Source organism: uncultured Limimaricola sp., assembly GCF_964022235.1.
Lineage (GTDB): Bacteria > Pseudomonadota > Alphaproteobacteria > Rhodobacterales > Rhodobacteraceae > Limimaricola.
Window position 1 is genome coordinate 408,009 of the sequence record NZ_CAXHZL010000002.1, and the last position, 18,440, is coordinate 426,448.

Genomic DNA, 18,440 nt, shown 5'->3' on the forward strand with positions numbered 1-18,440 from the left:
CAACCGCGCCGGTCCCATTGCCGCCACACCCAAGCCACAATTAGCGCATCACGGTTCGGCTGACCATGCCGGTCGGGTGGGTCAACTCAGTGTTGCGCAGCTTGAAACCAAGGTCTGCCTCATCATTGATCGACGGGGCCTCGATCATCACGACAAAGCGCCCGTCAATGATGGCCCAAGCCCCTCGAAACGCGGTGCCGACCGCATAGGGACCGACCGCCATCCGTAACCGCGCCACAAGCCCGTCACCCACGATCTCGATCCGCATCGCCTCGAAGCCCAGCACGCGGCCGCTCGCAGGATACTGCGCCTTGTAGGCAGCCTCCTTGGCGGCAAAGACCAGCCGGGCGACCTGGCCCGGGCTGACCCCCGGCACGGGTTGTCCGATCTCATCGGTGCTTGCGATCTCGCTCCAAAGCGCGGGATCGAGCGGCGTCGCGGGTTCGATATCGAGGCCCAGTGCCCCCGCGCCTCGCCGCACCACCGCGACCGCCAGATCCGCGTCGTGGCTGATGCTGCCGCATAGCCCCTCGGGCCAGAGCGGTGCGCGGTCGGGGCGCATCGGGACTGCCATGGCCGGAAGCCCGAGCCGACGCATCGCCCGGCGGGCCGCGTCGCGCCCGGCGGCGAACTCGGCACGGCGGGAAGGGATGGCGTGCGCCATCGCCGGGATCTCATGGGGAGCCAGCGCCCCGCCTGCCCCGATCGGCACCGCGCAGGCCGCGGCCTCGGGCCCGCCCCACGCCTCGATCCAATCCGCGATCTCAGACATGCCCGGTGCGCCGGGCCCGCAGCGCGCGGCGGCGGGCCATCATCTCCTCGCGCTGCCCGGCGGCGGTGAGCGCGGCCATGGGCGGTACCATTGGTTCCGGCGTCAGATCGGCCTCGATCCGTGCTGCGAGGTCTGACAGGCGCGGAAGTCCGAAGATGTCAGTGATCTGCAATCCGGTGACACCGAGCCTGTCGCGGATCTCGCGGTGTGCACGCACCGCAAGGAGCGAATGCCCCCCTAGATCGAAGAAGCTATCGTTTGGCCCGATGTCCTGCGTGCCCAGAAGCTCGCGCCAGATCGCCGCGATGGCCGGGGCCGCTGTCCCGGCCTTGACGATGGGCGAAGCGGAAACCACGGAGGCCGCCTTGGCGCGCGCGCGCGTGGCATCGATGGGGCGCGATGCGGAGGCGGAACGCCGCGCGGGGGGCGGCATCGCCGCGCGGTCCGTCTTGCGGTTAGGGGTCAGCGGAAACCGCGGCAGCGCCACGATCCGGGCGGGCACCATGATCGCGGGCAGCCGCGTCGTCAGCGACGCGCGCAGCGCCCCCTCGTCGATGGCCGCATCGGTTTCGAGATAGGCCACGAGCCGCGCGTCGCCGGGGGCATCCTCGCGCAGCACGACCACGCAAGGACCAAACCCCGACACCGCATCGAGGGCCGCCTCGATCTCGCCCAGCTCGATCCGATGACCGCGCAGCTTCACCTGGCTGTCGGCACGACCGAGATATTCGAGCGTGCCATCCGCCCGCCAGCGCGCGAGATCGCCGGTGCGGTAGATCCGCTCACCGGGCCGGAACGGATCCGCGCGAAACCGCTCCGCCGTCAGGTCCGGTCGGGCCCAGTAGCCCCGCGCCACCCCTGCCCCGCCGATCCACAGCTCTCCTTCCACCCCCACGGGGAGCGGCGTCATCGCGTCGTCGAGCACATAAGTCCGGGTGTTCAGGATCGGCGTGCCGATCACGGCGGCCGGGGCCTCCGGCGTCACTTGCCGGGTGGTGGACCAGATCGTCGTCTCGGTGGGGCCGTACATGTTCTCGAGATGGCTGACACCTGCGGCGCGCAGATCCTCGGCCAGCGCGGCAGGCAGGGCTTCGCCGCCCAGCAGCAGCCGCGACAGCCGGCCCAGCGCCGCGCGGCTCACCTCGTCGGCCACGAGCATTCGGGCCATCGACGGGGTGCACTGCAGATGCGTCACGCCGTGGCGATGGATCTGCGCCGCGATCGAGGCATCCTCGGCGACAGGTGCGGCGGCAAGCGCATCATTCAGCGCCGCGAGCCGCGGCAGGGCGGCCAGCACCCGCTCGGGCGCGATGCCGAAGTCGATCAGGCAGGCGATCTCGTCGGCCCCCGCCGCGCGCAGCTGCGCCAGCCGCGCCGCACCGTCCCTGACCGTGCCAAAGAGGCCTTGGTCCTCGAAGTACCGCTCGAAGGCGTGATCGAGCACGGCCTCCATTTCATCGGGGGTCAGCGCGTCGGGGTCGATCGCCCCGTCGGCGCCGCGCCGGATCGCGGGAAAGGCCGCCGCATGGCTGGCGATGAGACCGGCAGCCGAGCGCAAATAGGCCTTCATCGGTCCCCGTGCGGCCTCGCGCGCCGCCTCGCGGGTCTCGTCGAGATAGGCGTGCAGCATCACCGTCACCCGGAAATTCGCCGGATCGTGCCCCGCTTCGGCCAGCGCCGCGCGCCAATCGGCGATGCGCGCCCCGAGATCCTCGACGCTTTGCCCCAGAAGATGGGTGAGCACGTTGGCCCCGATACGGCCCGCCTCGCGCCAGCTCTCCGGGTTGCCCGCAATGGTGAGCCACAGCGGCAGCTCGGCGCTCACCGGGCGGGGGCGCGTCACCACCTCCTGCAGGCTGCCGTCGGCGCGCGGGAACGCCACGGCCTCGCCGCGCCAGAGCTTGCGCACCGCGTCGATGCTGTCACGCAAGGCGGTGCGGTTGTCGGGGGGCGCGTTTTCGGGGCGCAGCACGAAGTCGCCCGGTTGCCAGCCCGCCGCCATCGCCAACCCCGCACGTCCGCCCGAGAGCCGGTCGACCACGGCCCAATCCTCGGCGATGCGCGCCGGGTGATGCAGCGGCGCGACGCAGCTGCCCGCCCGGATTGCCACACGCGAGGTGACGGCAGCGACCGCGGCCCCGGTCACCGCCGGGTTGGGATAGGCCGCGCCAAAGCCATGGAAATGCCGCTCGGGCGTCCAGACCGCCTCGAAGCCATGCGCATCGGCAAAGCGCGCGCCTTCCATCAACAGCCGGTAATCCGCCCCGTCGCCGTCCTCGTGGCCCCAGTAGAACAGGCTCAGCGATGGGCCCGCCGTACGCGCCTGCGCACCCGACGAGGTAAGCAGACGCTCCGCCTCGCCTTGGATCACCACCGTCAACCCGCGCGAGAGGGTCCAGAACAGCTCGAGCACCGAGATATCGAAGGAGATCGATGTCACCGCCAGCAGCACGTCACCGGGGGCATGCGGCACCCGGGCGTCCATCGCGGCAAAGAAATTCATCACGTGCCGGTGCTCGATCATCACCCCTTTGGGGCGGCCGGTCGAGCCGGAGGTGAAAATCAGATAGGCCAGATCCTCGGGCGTGGCGCGAGGAGCGAGGGGGGTGGACGCTGCCTGTGCGATGCGCGGATCATCGAGATGCAGCACCCGTGCCGCCCGCTGTGGCAGGGCCGAGGCCCCGCCCGCATCGCTGATCACCAGAGCGGCGTCGCTGTCTTCGAGATAGAGCGCCAGACGCTCGGGCGGATAGGACGGATCGAGCGGCACATAGGCCGCGCCAGTCTTGAGCACCGCGAGCGCCGCGACCACCATGCCCGCCGAGCGGCGCAGGTGCAGCCCGATACGCTGACCCGGACCGGCCCCCATGTCGCGCAGCACCCGCGCCATGCGGTTGGCGCGGGCGTCGAGTTCGGCGTGGCTCAACCGCTCATCGCCACAGATCAACGCGGTGGCGCCGGGATTTTCGGCGGCATGGTGCGCGATGGCGGTGTCGATGGTGCCCTCGGGGATCACGCCATCCGTCGCGTTCCACGCCTCGAGCACGAGATGTCGCTCAGTCAGGCCGAGCGCGGGCAGCACCGACATGGCTCCGCCGGGCTGCGCCGCGTCGGCGTCGAGCAGGACAGCGAGACGTTCCGCCAGAAGATCGAGCGCACCGGGCATCAAGGCCCCCGGTGCGGCATGGAGTTGTCCGGTCTCGGGGTCGAGCGCGACCGTCGCGCCCTCGGGACAGGCCTCGCCCAACGCGAAGGCCGGCATAGCGAGCGGCATGCCCAACCGGGCAGGCAGATCGGCGGCAAATCCCCCCTGCCCGCGCAGCGCCGCGCATTGCGCGCCGATCCGGCTCGCCAGCGCGGCCAGATCCTCCCGCGGATCGATGACCACGCGCAGCGGCACCCAGTCGGAAACATGCCCGGCCACGGGTTCTGTCTCGGGCGGCAGCATCAGGGTAATATCGGCCGCACCGCCCGACAGCCGCGCCGCCATGAGCGCCCAAGCGGCAATAAGTCGGTCTGGCGCGTGGTCGCTTTCGAGGGTTCGGCTGTCGCCCATGCCCCCTGTGGTCTCGCCCTCTGGCCCGCCGTTACGCAGCAGACCCGGCAGACGGTGCGGGCGAAGAGCTTCGAGACGCGCCCGCCAATCCGGCTCGGCGCGCGCCGCCTGCGCCATGCGCAGCGTCAGTGCCTCTGCCGGGCCGGTCTCGGGCAGTCGGTCACCGGCGCTGGGCAGCGCCTCCGGGGGGCAGGCGGAGCCATCCGGGCGACACAGCCCGGACAGGCGCAGCACCCCGTCTTCGAACACGAGATCCATCGCCTCGGCCGACACGGCGCGCAACATGCCCGGCGCCTCGGACGGCTGGGTCGCCTCGAGCATTTCGGCATGCCGCACCAGCACCGGCCCGCGCGGGCCCGCGATCTTGGGGCAGCACAGCGGATTGGGATGCGCCCCATGATCGAGCGCGTGCACAAGGCGCCAGGCCTGTGCGACCGGCCCGCGCCCGTCGATCAGCGCATCGGCCGCCGGTCGGTCGGCGGCGCGGTGGACCTGCCCCGGCGCAGCAGGCTGCGGGCGTCGCCGCAGCCCATGCTGCATCTGTTCGAACACCTCGGGCAGGCTTTCGATCGCGGCGGCGAAGCACAGCGCGTTGAGGCTGCGCGCGGTCGCATCCCCTGCGACGTCAAAGCCGCGCCGCACGAGAATGTCGCCCGCATCGACCCCCGGCGTCATCAGGTGCCAGGTGATGGCATGGCGGCGCGCCCCGTCGAGCAGCGCCCAGACCGGCACGTTGCGCCCCACCCGTTCCGGCAAGGGCCCGTCGTGAAAGTTGATCGCACCCCGCGCGAACCGCTCCAGAACGGCTGCGGGCAGCACATCGAGGTTGCCTGCACTGAGGAGCCAGTCGATCCCTCCGGGCAGATCCTCCAACCGGTCGGGATCGAGCAACGCGATCCCTTCTTCGGCGGCCAGCGCCCGCAGCGGGGCAGAACGGGTGATGATCAACGCCAGATGCAGCCCCGCACCGCGCGCCATCCGCGCCGTCTCGAGCGTCAGGACGGTGTCGCCGATGAGGGCCAGAGTCGTGTTCATGCGGGATGATGTCCGGATCGGCCAGACGCCCCCGTGCGTCGGTACTGGCGCAGCTCGAACCAGGCCATGTCGCGCAGGAACCGCGGCGGATCGCCGGGATCGCGGCGCGTCATGAGGCAACGGAGGCGGTGCAGCCCACCGGCCCCCATGTGCAGCATCGTCGCCGCCGCAGCCCCCAGCGCGCCATGATGCTTGCGGAAATAATGACGGCGCGAGGCGAACCAGTAATCCGGCACGCGGCGCCATTCGCTCAGGCCGGTCGACACCGAGCCGATGTGCAGCACCACGCTTTCGCGCACGAAATGCGTCTCGAACCCGGCCTTTCGGGCGCGGCGGCACAGGTCGGTTTCCTCGAAATAGAGAAAGAAGGTTTCGTCGAATCCGCCGATCGCGTCGAGCAGTTCGTTGCGGATCATCAGGCTCGCCCCGGCCACCCAGTCGACCGGCCCCGTGCGTTCGGGAACCCCCATCCAGACGCTGTGACGCGACAGTATCCGCGTCACCGGGCCAAAGCGCATCGGCCCCTCGATCTCGGACAGCAGCGACGGAAACCGAAAGGCCGCCATGTGCTGCGTGCCGTCGGGGTCCTCGATCAGGCTGCCCGCCAGACCGGCGGCGGGATGCGCTTGTAGATGCGCCAGCAGCGCCCGGATCGCCGCCTTCTTCGGAAAGGCGTCGGAGTTCAGGATATAGACGAAATCCGCCCGACCGCCGTCTGACAGACCAGCGGCGATTCCGACGTTGTTGCCCGCGCCGAAGCCGCCGTTGTGCCCCGATTGCACGACCCGCACCCGTGACCCCCAGCCGCGCGTCTCGACCGCCTCGCGCAGCATCGCCTCGGAGCCGTCGCCTGAGTCATTGTCGACGATCACGATGCCGCCCTCGATCCCCTGCATCGCTACAAGAGCGCTTTCGGTGGCGCGCAGCGTCATCTCCGGCGTGCGCCAGTTCAGGATTACCGTCAGCAGTCTGCTCATGCGTGTCTACTCCGCGGCATGACGTTCAGAAGCCCGGGCCTCGGTCTCGAGCGCCTCGATCCGGGCCCGCATCCGTGCCGCGAGGGCCTTGGCATTGGGGTCCAGCACCATGCTGTCGTGATCGCCCGGCACTTCGACCACCTCCAGAGCCGGTGCCCAAGCGCGCCAGCCGTTGTCTTCGAGAACGTATTGCCGATCCTCGTTCACAAGCCGCCGACCCGCAAGATGCCAACGCCCTTCGATCGGGGGGCGGAACAGCGTCATGGGCCCCGGCCAACGCCGTAGCTCATAGGCGGCGGAGGCCGTGTAGAAGGCGGATTCGATCACGACGTCCACCGGGTTCGCAGTCGGCTGCGCCGCGGCGCGGCCATAGCGGCGGCGGTCAATCTCCCAGCGCAGCCGCTTCTTGAACCAGCGCAGCGGATAACTTGGCCCGGCCCGGCGCAACTCGATCGCCTGAATCGCCAGCCGGTCGCGTCGGCTCAGCGGCGGTCGCACCGGCAAGGGCGTGTCGAGCAGCATCAGCGCCGTCACCTGCTCATCGGCACGCGTCAGTTGCCGCGCCATCTCAAGCGCGATCAGGCCACCGCCCGAATACCCTGCAAGCATCCATGGTCCGCCCGGATGCACGCGTCGCATCTCGTCCAGATAATCCCGCGCGGCCTCCTCGAAGCTTTGATGCGGAGCCACGTCGCCAGCCAGCCCGCGCGCCTGCAGCCCCCATACCGGGCGCGCGTCGCCCAGATGCTGGGCGAGATGGCGCAGGTTCATGACGTTGCCGAACATGCCCGCCGCGATGAAGAGCGGCGTCCCGTCTCCGTTCGGGTTCAAGGGTACGAGATGCGCGGCCTCGCCGCCAATGGGGCGCAGCTGAACTGCATTTGCCTCGGACCCGGTCTCCGGCGCGGGTGTCGCCGCCCGCGTGCCTGCGTCCAGTCGAGCCGCGAGGCTGCGGATCGTCGGTGCCTCGAACAGTGCCGAGATCGGTAGCGACGTGCCGGTTTCGCGGCGGATCGCCGCGAAAAGCCGCACCGCGATCAGCGAATGCCCCCCGAGGTCAAAGAAGCTGTCGTCCGGCCCCACATCTTCGACCCCGAGCAGCGCAGCCCATTGCCCGGCGAGCCAAGCTTCGGTCTTGGTCTCGAAGCCTTCGGCGAGCGGCGCGGGCACCGCCTCCACCGGCGCAGCGGGGCGGATCGCCGCGGCGGCGGCGATCAGCGCGGGCAGCGGCTGCGCGGTCATCGCGATCTGCGGCAGGCCTGCACCCATCGCCGTGAGGAAAGCGGCACCGCCTTCGACAGGCCGAATGCCGTGGCGACGCGCTTCGCGCATCAATGCCCGCTGCGCCGTGGCGGCCGTGTCCTCCGGCGCGGCAGCGCCGCTGCTCGCGACAAGGTCCATGCCCTGCGGCAAGCGGCGCAGCTCGAAGCTCAACACTTCGACGCAGACCTGCCCCTCGAGCGTGCAGAGTACGAGATCGAACCACGCAGCTCCCTCCTGCTGTCGCGCCAAACGCGCGCGGCTCAATATTTCGGACGGCAAGGGCGCGTGGATCCGCAGCTCCGTATAGCCCGCGGGCACCCACATGAGACCCGGATCGTAGCCCTCGATCAGACCAATCGCCCAGCCGGTTGCCATGTCGAGCAGGCCGGGATGCAGCGCGAGGCCGCCCTGCGCGCCGGACGGCAGGCGCAGCCGGGCCAGACCCTCGCTCGCGCCCTGCCGGCTTTCGCCGATGACCTGCCACTGCGCGCCGAAATCGAGATGCGCGCCCTGCGGCAATACCAGCGGCGCAGGCGCCGGCAACCGGGCCGCGATCTCCTGCGGATCGATCGCTGCCACTGCGGGAGGGGCAGAGCCGAGGCGGCAGGTGGCGACCGGGCCGAAGGCAGCGCCCGGCGGCGCGGCCTCGATCTCGACCAGCCTGGGAGCTGCGCCATGAGCCATCCCGGGGATCAGCCGCGCCCGCACGCGGGTCGTGCCGTCATCGGGGGTGTGCAGCGGGGCTAGAAAGCGCAGATCGTGCAGCGTGAAGGGCACGAAGCCCTCCGGCCCGGCGATCTCGGCCATCATCTCGACATAGCCGGTGCCGGGCAGCAGCGCGTCGCCCGCCCGCGTGCGGTGCTGGTCCAGAAACCAGTGCGCGGCCGGTGTCCAGTGGGCACTGAACACCGTCTCCTCGCCTGTCTCGCCTCCTTCGGAGCATCGATCGAACATCGGCAGCGACACTTCGATGCCCGTGGTGACCTCCGCCTCGTCGACCGCGCCCCGATCCGCATCGGCCGCCATGCCGGTGTCCGCCCAGATACCCCAGTCGATCGCCACCACCCGCGTGGCCCCGCCCTTGCGCGACTGCGCATAGGCGTCGAGTGCCGCGTTGGCAGCGACGTAGTCGGCCTGACCCGCAGGCGTGGTCCAGCCCGAGCTCGACCCGCACAGCGCCATCCAGTCGAGCCGACCGTCGGCAAACAGAGCGTCGAGCACCATGAGGCCCTGCAGCTTGGGCGCGATCACGGCCTCTGCCGCCTCCGGATCGCGACCCAGCACCGGCGCGTCATCGAGCAGGCCCGCTGCGTGGATCACGCCGCTGAGTGGGCCGAGATCGGCTTCTGCCGCAGCGACGGCATCGCGCATCTGGTCGGGATTGGTCACATCGGCGCGCAGCACCTCGACCCGTCCGCCCAAGGCGTCGAGCCGCAACAACGCACGCAGCAAAAGCAAATTCCCGTCGCTGCCGCCAGCCGCGACAAGACCCGGCCATTCGGCACGGGGCGGCAGGTGGCGGCGCGAAACCAGCGCGATCGGGGCCCCCCATTCGCGGATCAGGGTTTCGGCCAGCGTCAGGCCGATGCCGCCCAAACCGCCGGTGATCAGGACCGCGCCGCCTCGGCGCAGCGGCAGGTCGGGCGTCTCGGGGAGTTGCGCGCGCTGCACGCCGCGGCGTCGCCGCACCCCGCCACGCCAAGCTACGGGCGCAGGATCGGGCGGCGAGAAGGCCTCCTCCAGCACCGCCTCGACCTGTGCCGCGCGCTCGCCCCGGCGTGGCGTGGCAAGGTCGAGCCGCGACAGACCGAGCCCGGGCAATTCGCGCGGGATCACCGTTGCCGGTCCGTCGAGCGTCGCCTTGGCCGGATCGGGTCGGTCCTGCGGACGCGCCGCATAGGCGTCGCTGCTCACCACCAGAAGACGCAGCGCCCGGTCGCCCTGCGCCGCGTGCCAGCCGCGCGCCAGATGCGTCAGGCTGTGATAGCCGCGATCCTGCATGTTCTGCAGATGCAGAACAGCGTTATCGCGCGCGGCGCCGGTCACGGTCCACAGATGCACCGCACGTTCGGGCAGCAGATCCGCCTCGGCCAGCTGCGCCAGCAGCCAGCCATAGGCGTCTTCGCCCGCGTCGGTCCGAATGACCCAGTCCGCCGGGCCGGTCTGCGCCTCGCGCGCGCCCGGCGTCACCGTGGCCACCGCGTGACCCGCTGCGCGCAGGCGGGCCACCAGCGCCGTGCCAAGTCCGGTCGCATCGCAGAACACGAGCCAGCTTCCTGCCTGCCGCGCCGCCAAATCGCCACCGGCCTCGAAGTCCCCCTCGGGGTAACGGCGCGACCAGTCGGGCCGCCAAGCCCAGCGCGCGATATCCTCTTCGCGCGCCGGCAGATCGGGGGCGACCGGGGCTGTGGCGCGGGCCGCGGTGGGGGCGATGAAATGGCGTGATTCGTCGAAGACGGTTCCCGGCAATGGCACCTTGCGACGACCCAAGCCCGAAAGCTGCGCCTCGTCGAAGCGTCCCCCCATGGCCCAGAACCGCCCCAGCGCCATGAGCATGTGACGGTCGTCGCCGCCAGGCTCGGACTCGGGGCGCAGACCGGCCAGCGTACGGCCCGGCCCGATGCCGGGCTGCTGCGTGGCAAAGGAGCCGAGGCTGGTGCCCGGCCCGATTTCCACGAAAATCCGCGCGCCCGTGCCAAGCCCGTGCAACGCCCCGTCGAAATCGACGGTCTGGCGCAGATGCCCGGCCCAATAGGCCGGATCGGTGGCTTCGGCGGCGGTGAGCGCGCGGCCCGTGCGATTGGAGATGACGGGAATCTGCGGCGGCGACAGGCGCATGCTCTGCAGATGCACCAGAAAGCGCGGCAGGATTGGCTCGAGCAGGCGGCTGTGCGCGGCCACCTCAATTGGAATGCGGCGGCTGTCGATGCCGCGCGCGGTGAGCCGCGCCGATAGCGCCTCGATCGCCTCTACCGGCCCGGAGGCCACGCACAGCGCCGGCGCGTTGATCGCGGCGAGGTCGAGATCGGGCCCCAGTTCGGCACGCAGCGCGTCGGCGGACAGCGCCACCGACAGCATCGCGCCGGGGTCGGTTTCCTCGAACAGCGCGCCGCGCAGCCGCACCAGCGCCAGCCCGTCCTCGAAGGACATGATCCCCGACAGGACGGCGGCGGTATTTTCGCCCATCGAATGCCCGATCAGCCGCGCAGGCCGCACGCCCCAGCCGATCCAGAGTTGCGCCAGCGCGTGTTCGACGATCAACAGCAGCGGCAATTGCAGCGAGGGCCGGCGCAGCTCGGCCGCGGCTTCGGCCTCGTTCCCCGGAGCCGGATCCCACAGCGCCCGCAGCGCGTCTCCCGCCGCCCCCATCGCGGCAAAGCCGTGGTCGATCCAGTCGCGGAACACCGGCTCGGTCTCGTAGAGATCGCGCCCCATGCCGGGCTGCTGCGCGCCACCGCCCGGAAACAGGAACACCACCTCCGGATCGGCTTGGGCCTTGAGCGTCGCGGCACGGCGCGGGTCGTGCCCGTCCAGCAGATCGGCGGCTTCCGCATGGCTCTCGGCCAGAAGCACCCGGCGATGCGGCTGCGCGCGGCGGCCCTGCGCCAGCGTGTGGGCGATGTCGGCCAGCGGCACCTGCGGGTGCGCCCGCAGATAGGCGGCGAGCCCGGCGGCGGTGGCGTCGAGCGCCGCGCGAGTCCGCCCTGACACCCGGATCAACTCGCACGGCCAGTCGGCCTCGGCGGCGGGCCCGCGCGCGGGAGCCTCTTCGAGCACCGCATGGGCGTTGGTGCCGCCGACACCGAGCGAATTCACCCCGGCGCGGCGTGGCGCTGCGCCACGCGCCCAAGGCGCCGTGGTCGCGGCCACCTCGAAGGGCGATCCCGCAAGCGCGATCGCGGGATTCGGCGCCTCGAAGCCGGGCGTGCCGGGGATCGTGCGGTAGTGCAGCGCCAGCGCGGCCTTGACCAACGAGGCGGCCCCCGCGGCGGTGTCGGTATGGCCGATGCCGGCCTTGACCGAGCCGATCCGGCAGAAACCTTGGGCCTGCGTCGTCTCGCGGAAGGCGCGGGTCAGCGCCGCGACCTCGATCGGGTCGCCCAGCGCGGTGCCGGTGCCGTGACATTCGACGAAACCAAGGCTCTCGGCCCCGACCCCGGCCATGCGCAGCGCCGAGGCCACCGCCGCTGCCTGCCCTTCGACCGAAGGCGCGAGGTAGCTCGCCTTGCGCGCACCATCGTTGTTGATCGCGGTGCCGCGGATCACCGCCCAGATATGGTCGCCCGCGGTCAGCGCGTCTTCGAGCCGCCGCAGCACCACCGCGGCGGCACCCGATCCGAACACCGTGCCACCGGCGCGGTGATCGAAGGCGCGGCACATGCCGTCTCGCGCGAGGATCTCGCCCTCGCGATACAGGTAGCCCTGCCCCTGCGGCTGCTCGATGGTGGAGCCGCCGGCGAGCGCCATGTCGCATTCGCCGGTCAGAAGCGCCTGCACCGCCATGTGCACCGCCACGAGAGAAGTCGAACAGGCGGTTTGCACCGAGATCGCGGGGCCGGTGAGGTTGAGCATGTGGCTCAACCTCGTGGCGAGGAAATCCTTGTCGTTGCCGGTGTGGCGCAGCAGGAAGGCACCAGTGCTCTCCACGAGCGCGGCGTTCCCCATCAGGTTGCGCATGTAGTAGTCGTTGGGCCCGCACCCGGCATAGACGCCGATGGCACCGTCAAAGCGTTCGGGCACGTGGCCCGCGTTCTCAAACGCGCCCCAGGCGGTGCGGATGAAACGGCGGTGCTGGGGGTCCATGATCGCCGCTTCCTTGGGCGTCAGACCGAAGAACCCCGCGTCGAACAGGTCGTGATCCTCGAGAGGCGCGCCGAACGGCACGTAATCGGGCTGTCGGCTCAGATCGGCGGGCACACCGGCCTTTTCCAGCTCCTCGGGCGTCAGCCGGCGGATCGCCGTGCGCCCTTCGGACAGCATGTCCCAGAAGGCGTCCAGTGAGGGCGCGCCGGGCAGGTCCACCGCCATGCCGACAATGGCGATATCGCCCGCTCCCAGCTCACTCGACCCCGTCATGACGCGCGCTCCCGCCTGCCTTGCACCGCTCTGCAGACTGATCGGGGAATGCGGCGGTTTTCCGGCCCTTCTCCGACCGCCCCGCGACGCGATCACCCCGGACCGATGGCCCCGAGCGTCGTCAGTGCAGGCCAGTTGATAGCCAGACAGATAGCCGTGACAAGGAGGCCCACCCCCCCGAACACGAGATCGTGCAATGGGTCCCAAGCCTGTTCGCGGCGCGCAACCCAGATCAGAACAGGATAGGCCAGAAGATGTGCGACGCCCTGCCCGATGAGCCCGCCCGGCAACCCGCCCCAAGCGAGGCCAAGCGCAAGCCCCGCCACCGTGAGAACCGCCCGCGTCGCCTGCAGCGCGAAGAAGTTGCGCGAGCGCCCCGAGGCCAGCACGGCCTGATCGTAGGTCACGCCGATCAGCACCGGGATCTGCAGCACCGAGACCAGCACCACCACGCTGCCTGCCGCCGCGTAGCGACCGTCATACATGATGTCGATGAACCAGTTGCCCAACAGCCCCAGCAGCGCCGTCGCTGCCAGAAGCCCCGAGGTGGCCAGCACCCGCAGCCGTCGCAGCCGGGTGAAGTTGGCGTGGCTCTGAGATGGCGGGCTTTCGCGGTAGACCGGGATCAGCATCCGGCGTGTCACCATCTGTCCGAGCATCACCGGAAAGGTCGCGAGGAACAGGCCGATGTTGTAGACGCCGAAATCCGACAGCGACAGATAGCCGCCAATGAGCAGCCGGTCGCTCTGGCCCGCGGCAAAGCCCGCGACCGTGGACAGAAAGATCCATTTGCCGAACCGCACCAGCTCGCGCGCCGCCTCAGCCTCGAACCGCAGCCGGTTGCGATGCCCCGGCAGGAACAGGTTGAGATAGACGAGCTGCGCCAGCGCCCCCAGCAGACCCGAGACCACCAGCGCCCAGATCGAACCCCAGGCCCAGGCCAGCGCCAGACCGAAGACCAACTGCGTGCTCTGCGTACCCAGCTCGATCAGCGTAACCCGGCCCGCGCGCAGATGCCGGTGCGCCGTCTCGAGCCGAGTAGGGTTGAAGCCGTTGAGAACCAGCGAGAACGCCGCCACCGACAGGTATTGCGCCAGCATCGGCTCGTCGTACCAGACCGCAGCCGGGCCCGCGAGCGCCAGCGCCACCAGCCACAGGCCGAAGCCGCGTCCGATCTGGATCGTCCAGGCGGTGTCGAGAAAGGCCGGATCGTCGCCCCGCCGGCTTTGCATGATGGCAGGGGTGATGCCCACGTCGGAAAACATGCCGAGGCCCATCATCACGACCATGACGATCGCCATGACGCCGAAGGCCTCGGGAAACAGCAGCCGCGTGAGCAGCAGGTTCGAGCCAAGCCGCAGCAGTTGGCTCGCACCGAAGCCCGCGATCATGATCCCGGCCGAGCGCAACGCCCGACCGCCGATGCCCTCCGACCGCAACCGCCCCATCAACGCCGCCGTCATCTTCCGCGGCTCCATCCATCCGGGGCAGGCTTCATCCGCACGCCCAGCGCCACGGCCCCGTAGACCGCGAAGCCCAGCGGGTCGCGCAGCGCCAGCCGGGCGGCTCCGCGCGCGCCCAAGGGGGGTTTGTCCTCGCGCGCCAGCAGCTCGGGGTGCAGGCGCGCAAGCTCGCGCATGCCCGCGTCCTGCCGCCCGCGCACCCGCACCAGCGCCCCGAGCCCCTCGGCCACCGGCCAGTCATAGGGCTCGGGCACTGCGATCCGTTCCTGCGGGGCGAAGTGCAGACGCACGAAACCGTCGTCGGAGATGAGATCGGGAAACCGGCCCCAACGCGCGCGGCCCGCCGGGTTCACCGCAAAGATGCCGCAGCCCGGCACGCCGTGGGACATGAAGGGCAGCCGCGCCCAGAGCCGCGCATAGGCCCGCGCGACGCCGCCCTGCCCGGTGATGCGGGGTCGACCGCTGGCGTAAAGCGGCACGGCCGCATCGAGCGCGGCGTGCAGCCTTATGAGCAGGCGCGGCGATACGGTGACGTCGGCGTCGAGATAGACCCGGATCGCCTCGGGCGGCAGATCCGCCTCGCCTATGTTGAGCGCCGCGATCTTGGAGCCCTGCGCAAGCTCGATCACCCGCAGCACCCAGCCCTTATGCGCGAAGGCATCGCGAAAGGCACAGGCACGCGCGGCGGTGGCGTCGTGACAGCCGTTTGCGATGACGGTGACGCCGACCGCGCCGCTCTCGGGCGGCGTTGCTGCAAGCAGCGCCACGAGGCAGCTGTCGATCAACCCGGCCTCGTTGCTGGCGGGGATCAGGATCTCCATCGGCCTAGGCCCGGTCATCGCAGCGTCTCCGTCATGATCGTGGCCTCGTCGTCGCGGCCATAGGCGATCTCCTCGATACCGGCCAGAAGCAGCCGCGCGCCCCCCGTGCCGATGGAGAGACGATCGCCCTGACGCGAGATTGCCATATCGCGCAGCGCCTCCGGCAACACCGCGCGGTCAAAGCCCGGCCCGCCGTCGACCCTGTCGCCGGGGCCTGCGTGGATCTCGTCGTCTCCGGCACCGCCTAATAGCAGATCCTCCTCGGGTGTGCCCACCAGCCTCTCGGCGGCCTCGCCACCGATGAGTGTCACCCCGTCGTCGAAGCTGCCCGGCGCGCGGCTTTCCCAATCGGGCCCGGTTTCGTTGTAGTGCATCAGGGCGTCCCAGCGCGGCGTGGCGTCATCGAGATGACGCAGCGCGCCCCAGCTGCCCCAGCGCGAGGGGGCGGCGATGTCGAGATAGGCGGTGGCCTGCGTGCCACCGACCTCGGCCCAGTCGTCGAACAGCGTCTCGATCAGCTCCGCGACCTGCGGCGCGTGCGACATCTCGCTCAGAAACGCGGTGATCGCTTCGTCGTCGCGCCCCGCTTCTCCCGCGACCATATGCGGCCCGCCCTCGTACATCACCAGCCGCAGCCCATGCCGGGCCGCGACCTGCGCATGGTGCGGCCAGAACCGTCCGACCAGTTCGTCGGCATCGGCGCGCAGCGTCTCGATCGCCCGATCCTGCGCGCGGCCCCGCACGATGTCATCGCGCAGCGCGTCCAGATTGTCGTCGCTTGCCAGATCGTGCCCGACATAGCCGGTCACGGCATAGGCATCGAAGCTCTGGGCCGGAGGCCGTGCACCCTGCGCCACGGCAAGCGGCGCCTCTAAGGCGGCGGTCTCGAGACCGGGCCAGCCGGTTTGCACGCCGATCACCCGCACAAGCCGCGCCTCGGCCTGCGCGCCAAAGGCGTTGGCCCAGATGTCGGCCACCTGCGCCGCGCGCAGCCCGGCGAACTGCATCCAGGCACCCCTTGGTGCCGCCTCGCCCCAGAGCGTGCGGGCTTGCGTCTCGGCCCAGCGCGCTTGCCTGAAGCCGAAGTTCCAGACTTCGTTGGACCACTCCGCATGGATCTTGAGCCGGGGATCGAGCGCGTCCCGCATCAGCGTGGCAAAGCCGCGCACATAGGCGTCGTCGGCCAGATGCGGCAGCGTCACCCAAGGATCGGCACCGATCTCGTTGGAGAGCCGGGCCAGCACTTCGGCGGGCACGCCTTCGGTCCAGCGTTGATCGCCCTCGCGCGGCCTCTTGGCCCAATGTGCCGCGTCGGAGCCATTGGTCTCCATCCAGTCCATGAAGCGCAGCAGCCGCAGGCTTGAGATCCGCGCGAGCCAGTCGGGGTTGAACAGCGCCCCCGCCGCGGCATGAGACAGCCGGTCCTCGCGTACCACGGTGATGTCGCGCAGCGGATCGGCGGGATCGATCGCGGTGACGTCGATCTCCACCGGCCCGGGTCCGGGGGCATAGTCGAAGACGATCTCGCCCGGTGCGCGCGATACCTCCTGCCCGCGCCCGCCGACCGAGACCTCGCCCCGCCCGGCGTGGCGCAGCACGTAGCGCCCGGCCAGCGAGGTCGCGGCTTCGGGCTGGTCGGTCAGGATCAACGTGCCGACGCGCTCGACGCCTTCGGGGATCGACAGGAGATGCCCGCCCGCATCGACATGTCCCTCGGCCCTCAGCGCCTCGGCCTCGACCCCGCCCCAGCGACCGGGCAGATGCCCGATCCACGGGCGCGAGGTCTTCATCAGATCGAGAAACGGCTGCTCGGTCGACCAGTCGGAGATCCCGGCAAGGTTCATTCCCAGCACTGGCGCGGCCATGACCGGAGGTACACCGACCGACATGAACGTAAGTACCAGCGCCAGACCGACGCGGCGCAGGCCCCAAGGCAGAGCCGCGCGCCTCACAACACCGTCCGGATCGGGGCCGGGCCGGAGATCGGCGGAGCGGACGCAGGGGATCGATACCCCCGCGCGGCGACCGCCTCGGTCAGCCCCAGCACCGCCCCCGCCCCGAGGAAAGTCAGCGGCGTCAGCGTCGCGTTGGGCAGCAGATCGAAGAGGTTCACCCCGAGGATCACCGCCAAGGTGATGCTGGCAGGGTCCGGTGGCACCCGCCCCGACCGCGCCCAGAGCAACAGCACTGGAAAGGCGAGCAGGCCGAACTCGGCCAGAAAACCGACCCAACCGAAGGTGCCGATCACCACCAGCCAGCGCCCATCGGTGACCGTCAGCTCGCGCCCGCTCTGCGCATCGTAGATCTGATTACGGCCCCAGATACCCCAGCCGAAGACCGGACGCTCCCCGACCCGCTCGAGCAGCACGTCCTCGTTGTCGAACCGAAACCCCATTGACTGCGCCCGGTCGGGATCGACGCTCTCGGCCCAAGCGAGGATGGCCTGCTGCGGCACCAGCTCCGCGCCCTTGAGCAGCGGATAGCCCAGCGCCAGCACCGCCATCGCGGCGGCGCCAAAGAGCTGAAGCCTGCGGGGCGCAAGAGCCAGCACCGGCACCAGCACCACGGCATAAAGCAGGGCCGCCAATGACTTGCAGAGGACCAGAAGGACGCCGAGCCCCGCCGTCACGGCCCAGAGCCCGACCGCCTCGCGGCCGCGCGCCTGCCGCGCCAGACCCGTCGCGGCGAGCACGGCCATCGCCACTAAGATCGCGACCCAGAGCCCGTGGTAAAGAAACACGATGGGCCGGAAGCCATCGCCGCGCACCATCTGGCTGAAACTGTGCTGGAAATAGCCATAGACCCAGATGTTGATCTGCGGGCTGAGCCGGACCTCGATCAGGATCGGCAAGGTGTAGGCCAACGCGCCCAGAACCATCGCCCAGAGCAGGAGCCGGTGGTCGCGGACCTCGCGCAGGAACACCCGTGCGAGCAGGAAGGGCACCACGAGCAAGAATTGTAAAAGCACCAGCCCCGGCACCTCGGCGAGCCGCAGCGCTGGCAGCAGCCTTGGCCCGTAGCGCAGCGCGTCGTCGTTGCCGAGCACCGTCATCAGCGGCGACAGCACGAACGCCGCCAGCGCGATCCGCATCAAGGGATGGCGCGGCACCAGCTCTGACAGGCGGACGCGGCCCAGCATCAAGGCCACGACCAGCACCGACAGGCTCGGGATCGTGTCCTTATTGAGCGAAGGCAGAAGCGGCGGGTCGAATTCCGCGGGCATAGGCGGCAGCAGCAGGTAGCCTGCCATCATGCTGGCCAGAAGCGCGCGCCCTGGGCTCAACCGCTTGAACAGCAGGAGTGTGACCAAAGGCCAGACCAGCAGGGCGATCGAGGCGACAGCGTTCGGCATGTGGGCCCTGTTCAGCGTTTCGCCTACCGCTCTGCCGCATCACGAGGGCGCGGCGATGGCAACCGGATGGCAAGGGTCCGGCATCCATCCGATACCCTCGGTCACAGGGACCGGGCAAGGGAGGG

8 protein-coding genes are annotated in these 18,440 nt (G+C 70.3%); all 8 read right to left on the reverse strand.

The features are described 5' to 3' along the window. Window positions 1-40: 40 nt before the first annotated feature. Window positions 41-772, reverse strand: a complete 732-nt coding sequence (locus AADJ02_RS04515; protein ID WP_341211787.1) for a 4'-phosphopantetheinyl transferase superfamily protein — start codon at window positions 770-772, stop codon at window positions 41-43. Next, the gene (locus AADJ02_RS04520) at window positions 765-5,363 is read right to left on the reverse strand and encodes a MupA/Atu3671 family FMN-dependent luciferase-like monooxygenase (RefSeq protein ID WP_341211788.1); all 4,599 of its coding nucleotides are present in this window, start codon (window positions 5,361-5,363) and stop codon (window positions 765-767) included. The genes AADJ02_RS04515 and AADJ02_RS04520 overlap by 8 nt, the downstream gene beginning before the upstream one ends. Next, on the reverse strand, window positions 5,360-6,340 hold the full coding sequence (locus tag AADJ02_RS04525; RefSeq protein WP_341211789.1) for a glycosyltransferase family 2 protein: 981 nt from the start codon (window positions 6,338-6,340) through the stop codon (window positions 5,360-5,362). Before AADJ02_RS04525 ends, AADJ02_RS04520 begins: the two co-directional genes overlap by 4 nt. Window positions 6,341-6,346: 6 nt before the next feature. Beyond that, on the reverse strand, window positions 6,347-12,679 hold the full coding sequence (locus AADJ02_RS04530) for an SDR family NAD(P)-dependent oxidoreductase (RefSeq protein ID WP_341211790.1): 6,333 nt from the start codon (window positions 12,677-12,679) through the stop codon (window positions 6,347-6,349). Window positions 12,680-12,771: 92 nt separating this feature from the next. Beyond that, window positions 12,772-14,142, reverse strand: coding sequence for an oligosaccharide flippase family protein (locus AADJ02_RS04535; RefSeq protein WP_341211791.1), 1,371 nt, complete (start codon window positions 14,140-14,142; stop codon window positions 12,772-12,774). Further along, a complete protein-coding gene (locus AADJ02_RS04540) occupies window positions 14,139-14,981 on the reverse strand; it encodes a glycosyltransferase (RefSeq protein WP_341211792.1) in 843 nt (280 codons plus the stop codon). The genes AADJ02_RS04535 and AADJ02_RS04540 overlap by 4 nt, the downstream gene beginning before the upstream one ends. Continuing rightward, window positions 14,978-16,915 (reverse strand): hypothetical protein, encoded by a 1,938-nt coding sequence (locus AADJ02_RS04545; RefSeq protein ID WP_341211793.1) that lies wholly within the window; start codon window positions 16,913-16,915, stop codon window positions 14,978-14,980. The genes AADJ02_RS04540 and AADJ02_RS04545 overlap by 4 nt, the downstream gene beginning before the upstream one ends. Then, window positions 16,912-18,315: a hypothetical protein gene (locus AADJ02_RS04550; protein WP_341211794.1), complete on the reverse strand. Its 1,404-nt coding sequence runs from the start codon at window positions 18,313-18,315 to the stop codon at window positions 16,912-16,914. The genes AADJ02_RS04545 and AADJ02_RS04550 overlap by 4 nt, the downstream gene beginning before the upstream one ends. Window positions 18,316-18,440 lie beyond the last annotated feature (125 nt).